This window comes from Rikenella sp., from assembly GCF_056799795.1.
In genome coordinates, this window is the sequence record NZ_JBQIQO010000001.1 from 66,515 (window position 1) to 82,898 (window position 16,384).

Below are 16,384 nucleotides of genomic sequence, written 5' to 3' on the forward strand. Positions count from 1 at the left end.
TGTCGTGTCCGCGTCGACACGGACGCGGGAATGACAAATATACGCATAAAATCGAATCCTATGGGAACGATTGCCGAAAATCTGGCACACATAAGGGCCGCTTTGCCCGAAACGGTCACTCTGGTGGCGGTGTCGAAATTCCATCCGGCGGAGGCCGTGCGGGAGGCGTACGACGCCGGACAACGTATCTTCGGAGAGAGCCGCCCGCAGGAGATGGTGGCCAAATACGAGACACTGCCCCGGGATATCGAGTGGCACATGATCGGCCATTTGCAGACCAATAAAGTCAAGTACATCGTACCGTTCGTGTCGTTGATCCATTCGGTGGACTCGTGGCGGCTGGCCGAGGCGATCGACCGCGAGGCGGCTAAGGCGGGACGGGTGATCGATGTGTTGTTGGAGGTGCATATCGCTCGCGAGGAGACGAAATTCGGCTGGGATGCGTCCGAATTGGAACATTTTTTGCAGGACGGTTCTCTGACCGGACTCCGGAACATCCGGATCCGGGGGCTGATGGGGATGGCTTCGCTGACGGAAGATGCAGCGCAGGTGAAACGTGAATTCGCGAGATTGCATAGCGTTTTTACAAGCTTCAAAGAGAGATACCTGCCGCAGATCGACACCTTGTCGATGGGCATGTCGGGCGACTATCCGACGGCGATCCGAGAGGGGGCGACGATGATCCGCGTGGGAAGCAGCATCTTCGGAGACCGAAAATAGTAAACAGAATAACCTACCTAAATTTATATTATGAACCGAATCAAAACGAAATATCTGGGGTTGGAACTGAACAGCCCGGTGATTCTGAGCAGCTCGGGACTGACCTCGACGCTCCAACGGATCAAAGATGCCGAAATGGCAGGAGCGGGAGCGGTCGTGCTCAAGTCGATTTTCGAAGAGCAGATTATGAACGAAGTGGCCCATGTGGATAGCTACAGCGACTATCCGGAGGCTGCGGATTATGTGCGGACTTACGTGCAGGAGAACAGTTTGGGACTGTATCTCAAGTTGATCGAAGATGCCAAACAGCAGTGCTCCATTCCGATTATCGCCAGCATCAACTGCCGGGGGATCGGCGAGTGGGTCGACTATGCCCGAGTGATCGAGGCGGCGGGGGCGGATGCGCTGGAACTCAATATTTTCCTCCTACCGACCGACAAAGAGACCTCTTCGGACGAGATCGAACGAAATTACCTGAACATCATCGAACGGGTGAAAGAGGCGATCTCCATCCCGCTGTCGGTCAAGCTGGGAGCCGGATTCACCAATCCGCTGGCGATCGTGCGAGAGATCTATTATCGAAATGTGAAGGGGGTCGTACTCTTCAACCGGTTCTATCCCACGGACATCGACATCGAAAAGATGGCGGTCAAGGCGGGGGATATATTCAGCCATCCGTCCGAACTGTCGAATGCTTTGCGGTGGACGGCTTTGGTAAACGGCTCGCTGCCGCTGATCGACGTGGCGGTCTCTACCGGCGTACACTCGGGAGCCGATGCGGTGAAGGCGCTGCTGGCTGGGGCGTCGGCCGTCGAAATCGCCAGCGCGGCGTATGAAAACGGACTGCAAGTGATCGGCGAGATGAATACCTTTATCTGCGACTGGATGAAACGGCACGAGTTCCAGACCTTGCGCGACGTGACCGGACGGATGAATGCCAAGAATATCGCCGATCCGATGCTGTATGAACGGACGCAATTCATGAAATACTACTCCAACCACGAATAAGACCTCTTTTTTGAAAGACTTCATATATCGTCTCCACCTCCGAATTGAGTGGTGGAGACGATTTTTTATGTCGAGAAGGCTGTTGTATCTGCAAAAAAATGACAATATTTGTTCCGGTAAATACCTACCCAAACATAGTATGCAGCAGACAAAAGACGTAGTCATCCGGTTCTCAGGCGACTCGGGTGACGGTATGCAGCTGACCGGAACGCTCTTCAGCGACACCTCGGCCCTCGGGGGGAACAGCATCGCCACGTTTCCCGACTATCCGGCCGAGATTCGGGCTCCGCAGGGGACGATGGCCGGAGTCTCCGGTTTCCAGGTACATATAGGAAGCGAAAAAGTATTGACCTCGGGCGACTACTGCGACCTGCTCGTCGCGATGAACGCCGTGGCGTTGCGCGCCAATCGCAAGTGGCTGAAAAAAGGCGCCACGGTGATCGTGGACGCCGACAGCCTGACTGAGGCGACTGTCAAACGAGCCGGTTTCCAGACGCTCGATCCGTTCGAAGAGCTGGGGATTGCGGATTACAACATCATCCGCGCGCCGATCTCGTCGATGACCAAGGAGGCGCTGGCACAGACCGGGCTCGACACCAAAGCGGCGAACAAGTGTAAAAACATGTTTGCTCTGGGGATCTGTTATTGCCTTTACGACATGCCTCTGGAGCATACCGAAAATTATCTCCGCCGCAAATTCGCGAAAAAACCGGCGGTGGCGGAGGCCAATTTGCTCGCTTTGAAGGCAGGCTATAATTATGCCGCCAATACCCATATCTTCACCACCACCTATCAGGTGCCGGCGGCGGAGTTGCCCAAAGGAACCTATCGGACGATCGCGGGGAATCAGGCGACGGCCTGGGGGTTGATCGCAGCGTCTGAAAAGTCGGGGCGGCCGCTCTTTTGCGGCTCTTATCCGATCACCCCGGCGACCGCTATTCTGGAAGAACTCGCCAAACGGAAAGACCTCGGAGTGAAGACGTTGCAGGTGGAAGACGAGATTGCCGGGATTTGTACGGCCATCGGGGCTTCGTTCGCCGGGAATATGGCCGTGACCACGACCTCGGGGCCGGGGCTCTCGCTCAAGAGCGAAGCGCTCGGGCTGGCGGTGATGACCGAACTGCCGTTGGTCGTGGTCGATGTACAGCGGGGCGGGCCTTCGACGGGGCTGCCGACCAAGACCGAGCAGGCCGATCTCTATCAGGCGCTGTGGGGGCGGAACGGAGAGTGTCCGCTGGTCGTCATGTCGGCTTGCACCCCGTCGGGGTGTTTCGATGCGGCTTTTATGGCGGCCAAAATCGCGATGGAGCATATGACGCCGGTTATCCTGCTCTCGGACGGCTATATCGCCAATGGGTCGGAAGCGTGGCGCATTCCGTCGATGAACGACTATCCGGAGATCAAACCGCCGGTGGTGACGGAACGTCCGGAAGGCGGTTTTCTGCCTTATGTCCGCGATCCGGAGCGGCTGGCACGGAGCTGGGCTTTACCGGGATCGCCGGGGTGCGAACACCGATTGGGCGGGTTGGAAAAACAGGACTGCATCGGCTGCTTGTCGCACGACCCGCAAAACCACCAGCGAATGGTGGAGTTGCGGGCGGAAAAAGTGGCTCGCGTGGCCAACTACATCCCGGAACAGGAGGTGTACGGCGATTCGACCGGCGGCGACCTGCTGGTGGTCGGCTGGGGTGGTACTTATGGACAGCTTCGCACGGCGGTGGATGCGATGCGGGCGGAGGGAAAAAGCGTTTCGCACTGCCACTTCAGCTACATCAATCCGCTCCCGAAAGGGACGGAGGGGATTTTTTCGAAATTCAAGCAGATCGTCGTCTGCGAATTGAACATGGGACAATTCGCCAACTACCTGCGGATGAATTTCCCCCATATCGATTTCCAACAGTACAACAAGGTGCAGGGGCTGCCGTTCACGGTAGTCGAACTGACCGAACATTTCAACACATTACTCACCCGCGCTTAGCGCGTTCGAAACTGCAGTAAAAGATCATGGTACGATATACTCCACAGGATTTCAAAAGCGACCAGGAGGTTAAATGGTGTCCGGGTTGCGGCAACCACTTTATTCTGAACGCGGTGACCAAAGCGTTGCCGGAGGTGGCCGAAGAGCTCAATTATCAGCATCAGCGGTTTACGTTCGTTTCGGGGATCGGCTGTTCGTCGCGGTTTCCGTATTATGTGCACACCTATGGGTTCCACGGAATTCACGGGCGGGCGGCGGCGATTGCCACGGGGGTGAAGGTGGCGAATCCGACGTTGTCGGTATGGGAGGTGACGGGAGACGGCGATGCGCTGGCGATCGGCGGGAACCATTTCATTCATGCCATCCGTCGGAATATTGACATCAATATCATGCTCTTCAACAACCAGATATACGGTTTGACGAAGGGGCAATATTCGCCGACGTCGCCGCTGGGAAAGGTGACGAAGACTTCGCCGTATGGCACGGTGGAACACCCGTTTTCGCCGGGTGAGATCGTACTGGGTGCGCGAGGGACGTTCTTTGCGCGGACGATCGACGTGGATGTCAATCTGACGAAAGACTGTCTAGTGGCTGCGGCGAAAAACGATGGCGCTTCGGTGGTGGAGATTTTGCAAAATTGCGTGATTTTCAACGATAAGGCTTACGACGCTTTCCTGAATAAGGAGGTGCGGGAGGACAGCACGATTGTACTCCGTCACGGCGAGCCGATGATTTTCGGGAAGAATCGGGACAAGGGGCTGATTTTGGACGGCCTGAAGTTAAAAGTCGTGAAGATCGGCGAAAACGGGATTACCCGGGCGGATATCTTGGTGCACAATGCGCATGAGCCGAATCCGGGGATTCACATGATGCTGGTGAACATGAAAGCGCCGGACATGCCGGTGGCTCTCGGGGTGATCCGGGCGGTGAAAGACCATACGTATGACGATCAGGTACGGGATCAGTTGATCGAGGTTCGGATGCGGGCCAAGATTTTCAACATGGATCAGCTGCTGCACAGCGGCGAAACATGGGAGGTTAAATAAAACAATCATTTACCGTGTCTACCCGCATGGAACCGCACCTTTTCTGAAGAGCCGATCCGCGTTACTTGAGCATAGCCCGCAAGCGGCCTCTGCTCAAGTAACGCGGATCGGCTCTTCAGAAAAAGAACAGTCCACTCCCGGGCAAAAAACGATAATCGAATGGCCTAAGCCTTACCCGCGCGTTTGCGATCCGTTTCAGAGAGCAAGATTTTACGCATCCGGATCGAAGTCGGCGTAATTTCCGCATATTCATCCTCCTGAATATATTCCAGCGTCTCTTCGAGCGAGAAAACCACCGGCGGCGACACCGTCGATTTTTCGTCCGAACCCGAAGCCCGCATATTCGTCAGCTTCTTCGACTTGCAGACATTCACGCAAATGTCCTCAGCCCGCGTACTCTCGCCGATCACCTGCCCGGCATAGACCTCGTCGCCCGGCGAAATAAAGAACCGGCCGCGATCCTGCAATTTACTGATCGCATACGCGAAAGCCGTACCGCTCTCCGCCGCGATGAGCGAGCCGTTGGAACGCCCTTCGATCTCGCCCCGATACGGTTCGAACCCTTTGAACCGGTGCGCCACCACCGCCTCGCCCGCCGTAGCCGTCAGCAGATTGCTCCGCAGGCCGATAATCCCCCGCGCCGGAATATCGAAATCCAAATGCGCCCGCTCGCCCCGATGATCGATGTGCAACAGCACCCCTTTCCGCCGCGTGGCCATCTCGATCGCCTTGCCCGCCATCTCCTCCGGCAGGTCAACCGTTAGGTGCTCGATCGGTTCGCACCGCTGCCCGTTGATGACCTTGTCCACCACCTTCGGCTGCCCCACCTGCAACTCATACCCCTCGCGCCGCATCGTCTCGATCAGGACACTGATGTGCAGCACCCCGCGTCCGAACACCCGGAACGAATCGGCCGTCGCTCCCGGCTTCACCTTCAGCGCCAGATTCTTTTCCAACTCCCGATCCAGCCGCTCCTTGATGTGCCGCGACGTCACGTACTTACCCTCCTTGCCGAAAAACGGCGAATCGTTGATCGTGAACAACATACTCATCGTCGGCTCGTCGATCGCAATCGGCGTAAGTTGTTCGGGATTTTCGAAATCGGCAATCGTATCCCCGATCTCGAACCCGTCGATACCCACCACCGCGCAAATATCGCCGCACTGCACCTCCTCGACCTTCTGCTTGCCGAGCCCCTCGAAAGTCATCAGCTCGCGGATTTTCGACTTTTCGACCGTTCCGTCACGCTTCACCAGCGAAACGTTCTGTCCCGCCTTCAACGTCCCGCGGCTCAAACGTCCCACGGCAATCCGCCCCACGTAAGGCGAATATTCGAGCGACGTAATCAACATCTGCGGCGTCCCTTCGACCACCTGAGCCGTCGGAATCTCCTCGATGATGCAGTCCAACAGCGGAATGATATCCGTCGTCGGCGTCTTCCAATCCGTAGACATCCACCCATTCTTGGCACTCCCGTAGATGGTCTTGAAATCGAGCTGCTCTTCTGTCGCATCGAGACTGAACATCAGGTCGAAAACCTGTTCGTTCACCTCGTCCGGCCGACAATTCTGCTTATCGACCTTGTTGATGACGACAATCGGTTTCAGCCCCATCTCCAACGCCTTCTGGAGCACGAACCGGGTCTGGGGCATCGTCCCCTCGAAAGCGTCCACCAGCAGCAACACCCCGTCCGCCATATTGAGCACCCGTTCCACCTCGCCGCCGAAGTCGGCGTGGCCCGGCGTGTCGATGATATTGATCTTGTAGTCCTTATAATGGATCGATACGTTTTTCGCCAGAATCGTAATCCCCCGTTCGCGTTCGAGGTCGTTGTTGTCGAGAATCAAAGTCTGCGACTTCTCCTGATCCCGCACCAGCTTGGCCTGAAGGATCATTTTATCCACCATCGTCGTCTTTCCGTGGTCGACGTGCGCAATAATTGCGATGTTTTTGATTTTCTGCATCTTGTTGAAATAAATCCGCCCACCCCGTTCCACAACAGGCTGCGCGGCCACAAAAGTAGCGGTTTCAGGGCAGATTATCAGCCTGATTAGTAAAAAAAAGTTGATCTTTGCAGGCATGAAACGAATCGAACGGGTATCGCTCATCGGTTTGGGAGCCGTCGGGAGCGTGGTGGCGACCCGGCTGGCCGACAGCCTGGGCGACCGCTTTACGATTATTGCCGATGCCGCACGACAGGAACGGTTACGGAACGAAGGCCTGCTTTTCAACGGACGACGTTACGACTTCGCGCTGGCCGGCAAAGATGAGCCCAAAGAGCTGATTCTCATCGCCACCAAAGCCTCGGCTCTGCCCGAAGCGCTCGATGCCGCTGCACCTTTCGTGGGGCCCGGAACCATCGTGCTCTCGCTGCTGAACGGTATCGAAAGCGAAGAGACGGTAGCAGCGCGTTTTCCCGAGGCTCATGTGCTCTACTCCTATTTTCTGGGCCATCCGAGTCTGCGCGAAGGGAATCGGATTACGCACGACGGAAACTTCCGCATCTATTTCGGCGAAGCGCAAAACCTCACGCTGTCGCCTGAAGCCGAACGAGTCGGGCAGCTGTTCGAGCTGGCCGGTATTCCGTATGAAATTCCGACGGATATGCGGTCGGCCTTGTGGCAGAAGTTCGTCATCAACATCGGCTGCAACCAGACCACTGCCCTGCTCCGCTCTCCTTACGGACACCTGCAACGCAACGACCGGGCCATGGCGCTGGCCGTCGATCTGATGACCGAAGCGACGGCTGTCGCCCGGGCGATCGGCATCGCACAGGCGGACAAGATGGTCGAACAGGCCGTAGAGGTCATTCGTGCGATGAACCCCGACGGCAAGAGCTCCATGTTGCAGGACGCAGAGGCGGGTCGGCCGACCGAAATCGACATCTTCGCCGGGACGCTCTGCCGACTGGCGGACGAGCTGCGGATCCCCGTCCCGTTGAATCGGGCCGCCCTGCGAATTTTATCGGCCCAATAACAACCGATTATCAGAAATAACACCTATTTTTGTCATATATTTTCATCCAAACATCCACATAATAAATGAAGAGATTCTTCCTCGCAATCGCCGCTGTAGCAGCGCTGGTTGCCTGCTCCGGCAAAACCGGAATCGAAAAAGAGTTGGTCGGCGCTTACGACGCAAAAATGGAGGTCGTCCTTCCGGATTCGACCGACGCCGCAGCGGCGGAGATGGCGGAAGCCGTATTGACACAAATGAAAGTCGAAATGGATTTCAAGTCTGACGGAAAAGTCACTATGGTCATGAACGGCCAACAGCACGGCGGGACTTGGGAAATGCAGGCAGACAGCAGTTTGGTGATCGTAGATCCGTCAGGCACCTTGAATTTCAAAGTCTCCAAAACGAACGACGGTTTCAAACTGACCGGCGACGAGATGAGCTTTGCTCTGACTCCGAAAAAATAGTTCATATCGCTCTCGGCACTTGCCGTACCTAAAGCGTGCGGTTCCCTTGCATTGCGCTGAGGGAACCGCACGCTTTTTTGTTATCTGGCACACAATTTGCGCGACATCCGCATGGTTTCACCCACTCCACTATGGAAACGACCCTCGTGCACCACATAGCCGCCGTCGTGGCCGGTCTGGCCAGCGGTATCGTCAGCGAAATCGGAGGAGCCGGGTCGCTCATCTCGCTGCCGATGCTGATCGGATTGGGGCTGCCTCCCAGCGTGGCCAACGGAACGAACCGGGTGGGCGTGATGACGCAATATACGATGGGATACATCCGCTACCTGACCCATCGGCGCATTCCGCACCGCGAAGCGGCCATTCTGTCGGTCACCTTAGTGCTGGGCGCCATAGCCGGCGCTTTTTTCGCCGTCCGGATCGCCGGCGTCATCTTCAACTGGATCTTCATCGGGGTGATGATCCTCACCATCCTCTTCACCTTTTTCTCGCCTCCGCCGGCCGACCGGCCCGACAAAACGGCCGATCCCGTGGGGCGGTCGCGCCTGGCGGACTACGGCATCTTTCTCCTGCTGGGACTCTACTGCGGCATGATTCAGGCCGGAATGGCCTACCTGATGTATTACGTGCTGGTCACGCGGCTCCACACCGAGACCCGAACAGCCGACGCGATCAAAACCTATATGAGTATGATCGTCACGCCGTTCGCCCTGGCCGTCTTCGTCTGGTTCGGCCACATCAACTGGGAGCTGGGCGCCTGCGTCGCTCTCGGCGGCGGATTCGGAGGCTGGGTGGGCGAAAAGTTCGTCGAACGCAAAGATACCCGGACGGTCAAAGACTGCTTCATGGTCGCCCTGATCCTGTCGGTCATCTATATGCTCCTTTTCGTCCAGCTCCATTTTCACGACGGAATCATGTATCTTTGAAATCCATCTTGATCACATCCGACATGACGACGCTTTCCGACAAAACGCTCGACCTGATTCGCCTCGACGACCACTCCCACCCGCTGGCCGAAGCGGCTTGGGCGATCTACGAACAGAGTTTCCCGCTCTGCGAGCAGCGACCTTTGGCGGAACACCTGCGAGCTTTAGGCGACCCGGCCTTTCATTACCACCTGTTGATCGAACGGGGCCGACTGGTCGGCCTGCTCTCGTGGTGGGACTGGGAGACCGACGAGGGGCAACGGTTCCGGTTCGGCGAACACTTCGCCATCGCGCCCGAAAAACGGGGCGGAGGATACGGTTCGCAAGCGCTGAAACTGCTTCAGGGGGACGGCTCCCGGCTGTTGTTGCTGGAGATCGACCCGCCGCAGGACGAAGTCTCGCGCCGCCGCGAACGTTTTTATCTGAGCAACGGGATGTGCCCCAACTACGACTACGACCACGTTCATCCGTCGTTCCGCCCGACGACCGAACCCCACCGACTCTTTCTGATGAGCTATCCCCGACCGCTCACCGAAGCGGAATTCCGGGCTTTCCAACGATTCAACAACGAACGGGTGCTCAGCTACTCCGAACGCAAGTAATTCCGAGGCCTCCGACGCTTCTGGTAAAATTATTTTCCCACAAAACTAAAATTATAGTTGTAGTTATCGAAACTATAACTATCTTTGTAGTGCCAAAAACGGAATACCGCATGAAAAAGAGAGAAAAACCGACCGAACTGACCCGGGCCGAGCTGGAGGTGATGCAGATCGTCTGGCGGCTGAAGGAAGCTTTTCTGGGCGAAGTGGTCGAGGAGTTTCGCGAACCGAAACCGGCGTATACGACCATCTCGACAGTCATACGGACATTAGAGGCCAAAGGGTTTCTGGCCCATCGGGTGGTCGGGAAGAGCCACCGGTACTATCCGGCAGTGGGGCGCGACGAATACCGGTCGCACTTTATGCAGCGCGTGGTGCGCAACTTTTTCAACGATTCGCCGGGACAGGTGCTTTCGTTTCTGGCCGAGAGCGGATCGCTGACGGTCGAACAATACGAGGAGTTGAAGCGTGTGGCCCGACAGATTGTCGAAACCGAACAGAAATAACCGAATCCGATTGCGCTATGTTTTCTCAGGGATACTGGATCGACGCTTTGCTGTGTACCTGCGCGTTGTGGCTGTTTTACGCCTTCGTGCTTCACCGGCGCATTCCGCTGGGGGCGGCACGGAGCTGTCTGTTGGGACTTTTTCCCGTCGGTCTGTCGCTGCCATTGCTGCGCATACCGCTCTTACCGGCTCGGGAGGTCGCAGAGACGGTTTTTGTCGACACCACCGGATTTCCGGTACCGGAAACGATGGAAATACCGACAACTGCTGTACCGGCGCCTATGGAGTGGAAATTTTGGCTGGCCGTGCTGTACGGGGCCGGGGTTGTGCTGTTCGTGGTGCTTCAGGTGATCGGGATAGGGCGCGTCATGCGGCAAATCAGGCATACCCGTGTGGGAGAAGTGCTCTTTTCGGACAAAGTGGCGGGGGCTTACTCCGTTTTCGGGCGCATCTTCGTCGATCGACGATTCGCAGACTCACCGATGCTGGATTCGATTCTGGCCCACGAGCGCAGCCACATCGCTTACGGACACTCGTTCGATCTGTTGTGGATGAATCTGTGGCGGGCCGTGCTGTGGTTCCATCCGGCAGCCTGGCACTGCGGCCGGTTGATCCGCGAAATTCATGAATTTCAGGCCGATCGGGCGGTACTCCGCGAGGGGAACGCCGTGGGGCCCTACATAGACCTTTTAATCGGCACGGAGGCAGGCATTTATCCCGGGACGGCCAACGCACTGTGCTATTCACTCACCAAAAAACGACTCAAAATGATGACACCTCGTGCAAACAGGAGCCGCCTCGGAGGCTACCTCCGACTGGCCGCCCTGCCGCTTCTCGTCGGCGCGCTGCTGGGCGCTTTCTCGCTCACCGCCAAGGCTTCCGACCCCGTTTCTTCGCAGCCGCAACCGGACGAAACCGCCCTGCCGACTGCCGATACGCTGGACTCCAAAACCGTCTTCGAAGAGCCGGTCGAAGTACATTATCTCGACGGTCGGAAAATTCAGGAACCGGAATTTGACACACTTCGCGAGTTGCTCGCCGAAGCTAAAACGGTGATAAAAGACGGTCGAAGCCTTAACTCCGAAACGCCTCAGAAACAATCGGCGGGCTCTGCCGCCGGAACAAAGACTCATCAAGTGGGGGAGATCATCACCGTGCGGGTCACTCCCAAGGCCGACACTTCGAAAGTACCGCCGATCTACATCGTCGATGGCGTCGAATGCATCAAACAGGAAGTAGAGAAACTCGACTCTGAGGAATTTGAATCCATCACGGTTCTCAAAGGAGAAGCCGCAATCCGTGCATACGGCGAACGGGCGCGCGGCGGGGTCATCAGCATCACGACCAAAAATGCCAAGAATTCATCGGGGCGATATGCTGTACGGACGGCTTCAACAAACGAAGTCGACAAATTAAAGCAGGAAAAAATCTCCGTTTTATCGAGTAGCGGAGACGGCGCTCCGGCCCTGGCACTTTCGCAAGGTTCGCTCATCATTCAGCCTTACAATCAGAGAGATAAAAATTCAGCGACAAACTACAAAAACGGGAACGTCACGGTTTATCTGAGTAAAAAAGAAGAGGAGAATGGAGTGACGGTGGCCACGAAGCTCCTGAAAGATTGCCCCGAACGCTTCTACCTCGACAGCGAGAACAACTGGGTGCGCAATCGGAAACCGGTCAAAGTGATTCTTCACCGAGAGGCCGTCCCGACAAAAACGTCCACACCGAAGCGTCCCTCTCAGGTTATCCAGGATTCGGTGCTTTCCAAAGAACTTCCCGGCAGCAGCTATCAGCGCATCGAAGACTGATACTCTCCATCAGCGGGGATTGCCGACAGGCAATCCCCGCTTTGCCAATAATTCTCTACCTTTGCAGCCGGATACCTAATTCTCCCTTTTGACCCCCATGGTGAAAGACAAATTATGGACCGGCAGTTTCTGGGCGGCCTGCGGCGCGAACTTTCTGATGTTCTTCGCCTTCTATATGCTGCTGCCGATCCTCCCGATGTTTCTGGCCGACCGGTTCGCCGTCACGAAATCGACCGCCGGACTGATTCTTTCGTCCTACACCATCATGGCGCTGCTCTTTCGGCCTTTCGCCGGGTTCATGGTGGACAGCTTCCCGCGAAAACCGCTCCTGTTGATCTGCTACACCTTTTTCATCTCCTACTTTGGCGGCTATATGCTGGCAGGCGTGCTGACGGCGTTTATCATCCTGCGGGCGACGCATGGAATGGCGTTCGGCATGGTGACCGTCTCGGTCAACACCGTGGCGATCGATGTCATGCCGGCCTCCCGACGGGGCGAAGGGATCGGCTATTTCGGCGTATCGACCAATCTGGCTATGGCCATCGGCCCGATGGCGGCCCTGATGATTCACGACGCCACGCCCGATTATAACTGGATTTTCGCGACCGCTTTGGGAGTGGGATTGATCGGACTATGCGTCGGTTCGTTCGTACGCGAGAAGAAGACCGAAGCCGTGGGAGCCAAACAGACCTTGTCGCTCGACCGTTTCCTGCTGCTCAAAGGGATTCCGGGGGCGGTGACGACCCTCTTCCTTTCGTTCGCTTACGGCGTGCTGAGCACCTATGTGGCCGTGTATGGAGTCGAAGAGGTGGGGCTGACCAGCGGAACGGGAATGTTTTTCGTCTGCCTGTCGGGCGGACTGGTCGTATCGCGCCTGATATCCGGAAAACTCATCAACCGGGGCTATCTGACGGCGGTCAGCAAGGCCGGCATAGTGCTTCTGATCGCGAGCTTCCTCTGTTTCGTTTTCCTGAAACACCCGCTGTCGTTCTACGGATGCGGCGTTTCGATCGGCGTAGGGTACGGCCTGCTCTGTCCGACGCTCCAGACGATGTTCATCAATCTGGCCCACCACAACCAACGCGGAACGGCCAATGCCACCTACCTGACTTCGTGGGATTTCGGCGTGGGATCGGGGGTTTTGTTAGGGGGGATTATCGCCCAGCACACCTCCTACTCGTCGGCTTTTCTGCTCGGCACCTTCCTGCTGTGCATCGGACTGACGCTCTTTTTGCTGTGGGCAGGCCCCTATTTCAATCGAAATAAGTTGAGGTAAACACAACGGGGGCGAGTTTTTCGAAAAAAAAACTCGCCCTCGGCTCTTTATTTGGTCTGTTGCAGGGTGGAAAACCGCCACCAGGCGATACACATCCACAAGGTACAAAGCCCCAAAATAATCAGATTCAGCATCACCACCCCGTTGATCCGAGACAGTTCGACCCACGTCAGGTAAGGTGCCAGCGTCACCATGAAGCTCAACGGATTGCATAGCACGAATTGCACCAACACCGTCCACAAAAACGGGTGTCGCCGGAAGAGCGCCGCCCCGGCCAGAAAAAAAGCCATCGTGGAGAGAACGTGCAATCCGTACAGACTCATCATCAGGCCCCACCAGGAAGCCCGGGAACTCTCCACAACGGATGCCCAACCCTTCGCAAACAAGGTAAACAGATCATCGAACCCCAGCCATTCCGCCCAAAACAGGTCGTTCAACCCGACAATCGCCAGCAGAATAACCGGCACGGCCACGAAATTTTTCAACACCGCCCACACGAACTTTTCGCTCTGCGCCGCCGGCACCATAAACGCCTCGACCGCCCGGCCGTGAGAGGAATAGCGTCTGAAACTGCGCGATAGGTTGAACATCACGGCAATCCCCCACCCTACTCCGACGATCATCCGCGGCACGAGATAGCCGTACATGTCATGCACCTCCTTGCGTCCGAAAATCGTATCGGTGTTCCAAGCCATATAGATCATCAGGCAAAAGAGCAGGCAACCGCCCAGCCTCAGCCCCCAGGCGCGCCGCTCACCCGCCAGTTCGGCCCGAGCCACCCGGCCCAGCCGTCTCCAGGAAAATGAATCTTTCATACGTTTCAGCCCCGATTGAAAAGATTTTTAATCGCCTCGCGATTGGCAACCGCAGCGTTGAACAACAACTCCATATCCAACGGCGAATCCGCTCCCGCCTCGTTCGGTCGCACTCCCCATCGTCCGTGAATGGTCTCTTCGGCATACAAGGCCGGCTCGTTCTCCTCCAGCCGCACGAACTGCAACCGCCGGGCAATCTCATCCGTCGTGGCGTTCAGCAAGATTTCGCTGCCGTCGAGCACCACCACCGAGTCGATCAACCGATCCAGATCGCGCACCTGATGGGTCGAAATCACCACCGTCCGCCCCTCGTCCATCGCCGCAGCGACCACCCGCCGAAAAACGCTCTTCGACGGAATATCCAGCCCGTTGGTCGGCTCGTCCATCAGCAACAACGGCGTCCGGCAGGCAAGGGCAAAAGCGATGCAGGCCTTTTTCTTCTGCCCGAGCGACATCCGATGAAACGGCTGGGTCTCCGACACCTCCAACTCGCGCATCAGGTCGGCCAACTGTTCATGCGAAAAATCGGGATAAAAGCAACCGTACACCCGGGCATATTCCCGCATATTCATCCGCGGCAGGTCGAACTCCTCGGGCACCAGAAAAATCTGAGACAAAAAGGTCGGTTCGCGCCGTTTCGGCGTCCGGCCCAAGACCAACACTTCGCCCGCCTTCGGAAACAGCAATCCCGCCGTCAGCTTCAACAAAGTACTCTTCCCGGCCCCGTTTTTCCCCAGCAGACCGTAGATCGCCCCGCGACGCAGTTCGAAGTTCAACCCCCTGAACAACCATCCGTTCCGGTAGCCGAACGATACGTTTTCAAATCGGATCATGCGTTTTTCAAAGTTGATTTCGGATTACTTTTTCTGTTCCAGCGGCCTTTTCATTTTCAGCAAGAGCCACCGGCCGAAAGTCAGACCGAAGAGCGTCCAAATAACTAATTTGATGACGACTACCTCCCATCGCCAATATGATGATTGAGCGAACCCGAAATAATTGACGATCTCGGTAAAGAGCATGACACTATAAGCCCAACCCAATCCCCCGAGCACCGTCCGGCGCGTCCAGTTCTCGCTGTTGAAAAGTTTCATGGAAAAGATTTTTCCCTGCAAAATAGCCCTTTTCGCCCAAACCGCCAACTTATCGGCGGAAAAATTTATCTTTGTCTGCCATGCAAAACAATTCTCTTACCCGAATTCCGTGGCTCGATGTACTGCGCATCGCGGCCTGCTTTATGGTGGTCTTTTCCCACAGCGGCGACTTCTTCGTCGCCCGCTTCGATGAAGACCGGACAGCCTTTCTGTCGGGCGTCTGCTGGGGCAGCCTGATGCGCGCCTGCGTACCGTTGTTCGTCATGATCTCCGGCGTGCTACTCCTGCCGGTTCGGACGGATATGGGAACTTTTTATCGCCGGCGGCTGGGACGCATACTCGTACCGCTGCTCTTCTGGAGCCTGCTGACACCCCTTTTCTACCGGGCCTACGGACACGCCGAAGGGGCGAATGCCGTTTACTATATCGCCTCGTTTCCGCTGAACTTCAATTATGTCACCACCCCGCTGTGGTACCTCTATATGTTGGCGGGGCTCTACCTGATCCTGCCGATCGTCTCGCCGTGGGTGGCGCAGGCCTCACGGAAAGACTTGAAACGATTCCTGTACCTCTGGGGATTCACCCTCTTTATTCCTTATATCCGGGTTCTGGCCCCGTTCTTCGGCTACGTCGGCAACTACGGACACACCGGTATTTTCGGCGAGTGCGACTGGAACCCGTTCGGGACGTTCTACTATGTCAGCGGTTTTCTGGGATACCTGATTTTGGCCCACTATTTAAACCTCTACCCTTCCGGCCGGTCTAAGAAACAGATATGCATTCGATCGGCCATCTGTTTTGCGACGGGATACGCCCTGACCTGCGGCGGATTCATCTGGACACAGCGCTACTTCCCGACCGACTACGCCTACCTCGAAATCCCGTGGTTTTTCACCGGATTCAGCGTCTTTTTGATGACCTACGGCGTATTCACGGCTTTACAGACGGTTCGGATTTCGAACCCGCGGACGCAGGCCCGGCTCGGACGGTGGGCGTCGCTGACCTTCGGAATCTACCTGTGCCACTTTTTTATCGTACAGGTGGCATACGATTTCGTGAAACAGTACGTCGAATGGCCGCCTTACCTCCAGATACCGTTGATCGCCGCAGCGGCTTTCGCGGTTTCGGCCGGTGTGGTACGGTTATTGCAGAAACTACCTAGTCATAAATACTTAATCGGATAAAAGTC

16 protein-coding genes are annotated in these 16,384 nt (G+C 56.4%); 12 read left to right on the top strand and 4 right to left on the bottom strand.

What is annotated here, in order from left to right; translation table 11 throughout:
* Positions 1-30 precede the first annotated feature (30 nt).
* The 4 genes from ACTO3O_RS00290 (at position 31) to ACTO3O_RS00305 (ending at position 4,752) form a co-directional block, all read left to right on the top strand.
* Positions 31-720 carry a YggS family pyridoxal phosphate-dependent enzyme gene (locus ACTO3O_RS00290; protein ID WP_297829973.1) on the top strand — a complete coding sequence of 230 codons (690 nt, stop codon included), beginning with the start codon at positions 31-33 and terminating at the stop codon, positions 718-720.
* Between the two features lie 30 nt (positions 721-750).
* Entirely contained in the window at positions 751-1,728 is a 978-nt protein-coding gene (locus ACTO3O_RS00295) for a dihydroorotate dehydrogenase-like protein (RefSeq protein ID WP_297829975.1), read from the top strand.
* A 139-nt stretch (positions 1,729-1,867) separates the two neighbouring features.
* Positions 1,868-3,706: a 2-oxoacid:acceptor oxidoreductase subunit alpha gene (locus tag ACTO3O_RS00300; RefSeq protein WP_298080536.1), complete on the top strand. Its 1,839-nt coding sequence runs from the start codon at positions 1,868-1,870 to the stop codon at positions 3,704-3,706.
* A 26-nt stretch (positions 3,707-3,732) separates the two neighbouring features.
* Entirely contained in the window at positions 3,733-4,752 is a 1,020-nt protein-coding gene (locus tag ACTO3O_RS00305) for a 2-oxoacid:ferredoxin oxidoreductase subunit beta (RefSeq protein WP_294592287.1), read from the top strand.
* Between the two features lie 164 nt (positions 4,753-4,916).
* Here ACTO3O_RS00305 and typA read toward each other — a convergent pair whose 3' ends face one another.
* The gene (gene typA / locus ACTO3O_RS00310) at positions 4,917-6,716 is read right to left on the bottom strand and encodes a translational GTPase TypA (protein ID WP_294593431.1); all 1,800 of its coding nucleotides are present in this window, start codon (positions 6,714-6,716) and stop codon (positions 4,917-4,919) included.
* Between the two features lie 115 nt (positions 6,717-6,831).
* Between typA and ACTO3O_RS00315 the strand changes: the two genes are divergently transcribed.
* From ACTO3O_RS00315 to ACTO3O_RS00345, 7 genes are all read left to right on the top strand, one after another.
* Positions 6,832-7,728, top strand: coding sequence for a ketopantoate reductase family protein (locus tag ACTO3O_RS00315; RefSeq protein WP_297829981.1), 897 nt, complete (start codon positions 6,832-6,834; stop codon positions 7,726-7,728).
* Between the two features lie 65 nt (positions 7,729-7,793).
* Entirely contained in the window at positions 7,794-8,174 is a 381-nt protein-coding gene (locus ACTO3O_RS00320; protein WP_297829982.1) for a hypothetical protein, read from the top strand.
* A 131-nt stretch (positions 8,175-8,305) separates the two neighbouring features.
* Positions 8,306-9,100: a sulfite exporter TauE/SafE family protein gene (locus ACTO3O_RS00325; protein ID WP_297829985.1), complete on the top strand. Its 795-nt coding sequence runs from the start codon at positions 8,306-8,308 to the stop codon at positions 9,098-9,100.
* Positions 9,097-9,702 carry a GNAT family N-acetyltransferase gene (locus ACTO3O_RS00330; RefSeq protein WP_294593424.1) on the top strand — a complete coding sequence of 202 codons (606 nt, stop codon included), beginning with the start codon at positions 9,097-9,099 and terminating at the stop codon, positions 9,700-9,702. The genes ACTO3O_RS00325 and ACTO3O_RS00330 overlap by 4 nt, the downstream gene beginning before the upstream one ends.
* Before the next feature lie 110 nt (positions 9,703-9,812).
* Positions 9,813-10,205, top strand: coding sequence for a BlaI/MecI/CopY family transcriptional regulator (locus ACTO3O_RS00335; RefSeq protein WP_297829987.1), 393 nt, complete (start codon positions 9,813-9,815; stop codon positions 10,203-10,205).
* Between the two features lie 17 nt (positions 10,206-10,222).
* The gene (locus tag ACTO3O_RS00340) at positions 10,223-12,013 is read left to right on the top strand and encodes a hypothetical protein (RefSeq protein ID WP_297829989.1); all 1,791 of its coding nucleotides are present in this window, start codon (positions 10,223-10,225) and stop codon (positions 12,011-12,013) included.
* Between the two features lie 97 nt (positions 12,014-12,110).
* Complete coding sequence (locus ACTO3O_RS00345; RefSeq protein WP_294593418.1) at positions 12,111-13,289, top strand: MFS transporter; 1,179 nt, start codon at positions 12,111-12,113, stop codon at positions 13,287-13,289.
* Between the two features lie 47 nt (positions 13,290-13,336).
* On the opposite strand, the gene ACTO3O_RS00350 is transcribed toward ACTO3O_RS00345, so the two are convergent.
* Genes ACTO3O_RS00350 through ACTO3O_RS00360 form a run of 3 tightly spaced genes read right to left on the bottom strand, consistent with a single transcriptional unit; the run spans position 13,337 to position 15,195 of the window.
* Positions 13,337-14,104 (bottom strand): hypothetical protein, encoded by a 768-nt coding sequence (locus ACTO3O_RS00350; protein ID WP_297829991.1) that lies wholly within the window; start codon positions 14,102-14,104, stop codon positions 13,337-13,339.
* 5 nt (positions 14,105-14,109) lie between these two features.
* Positions 14,110-14,937, bottom strand: a complete 828-nt coding sequence (locus tag ACTO3O_RS00355) for an ABC transporter ATP-binding protein (protein WP_297829993.1) — start codon at positions 14,935-14,937, stop codon at positions 14,110-14,112.
* A gap of 24 nt (positions 14,938-14,961) precedes the next feature.
* On the bottom strand, positions 14,962-15,195 hold the full coding sequence (locus ACTO3O_RS00360; protein WP_297829995.1) for a hypothetical protein: 234 nt from the start codon (positions 15,193-15,195) through the stop codon (positions 14,962-14,964).
* An 80-nt stretch (positions 15,196-15,275) separates the two neighbouring features.
* Between ACTO3O_RS00360 and ACTO3O_RS00365 the strand changes: the two genes are divergently transcribed.
* Positions 15,276-16,379, top strand: coding sequence for an acyltransferase (locus tag ACTO3O_RS00365; protein WP_297829997.1), 1,104 nt, complete (start codon positions 15,276-15,278; stop codon positions 16,377-16,379).
* The last annotated feature ends 5 nt before the right edge of the window (positions 16,380-16,384 follow it).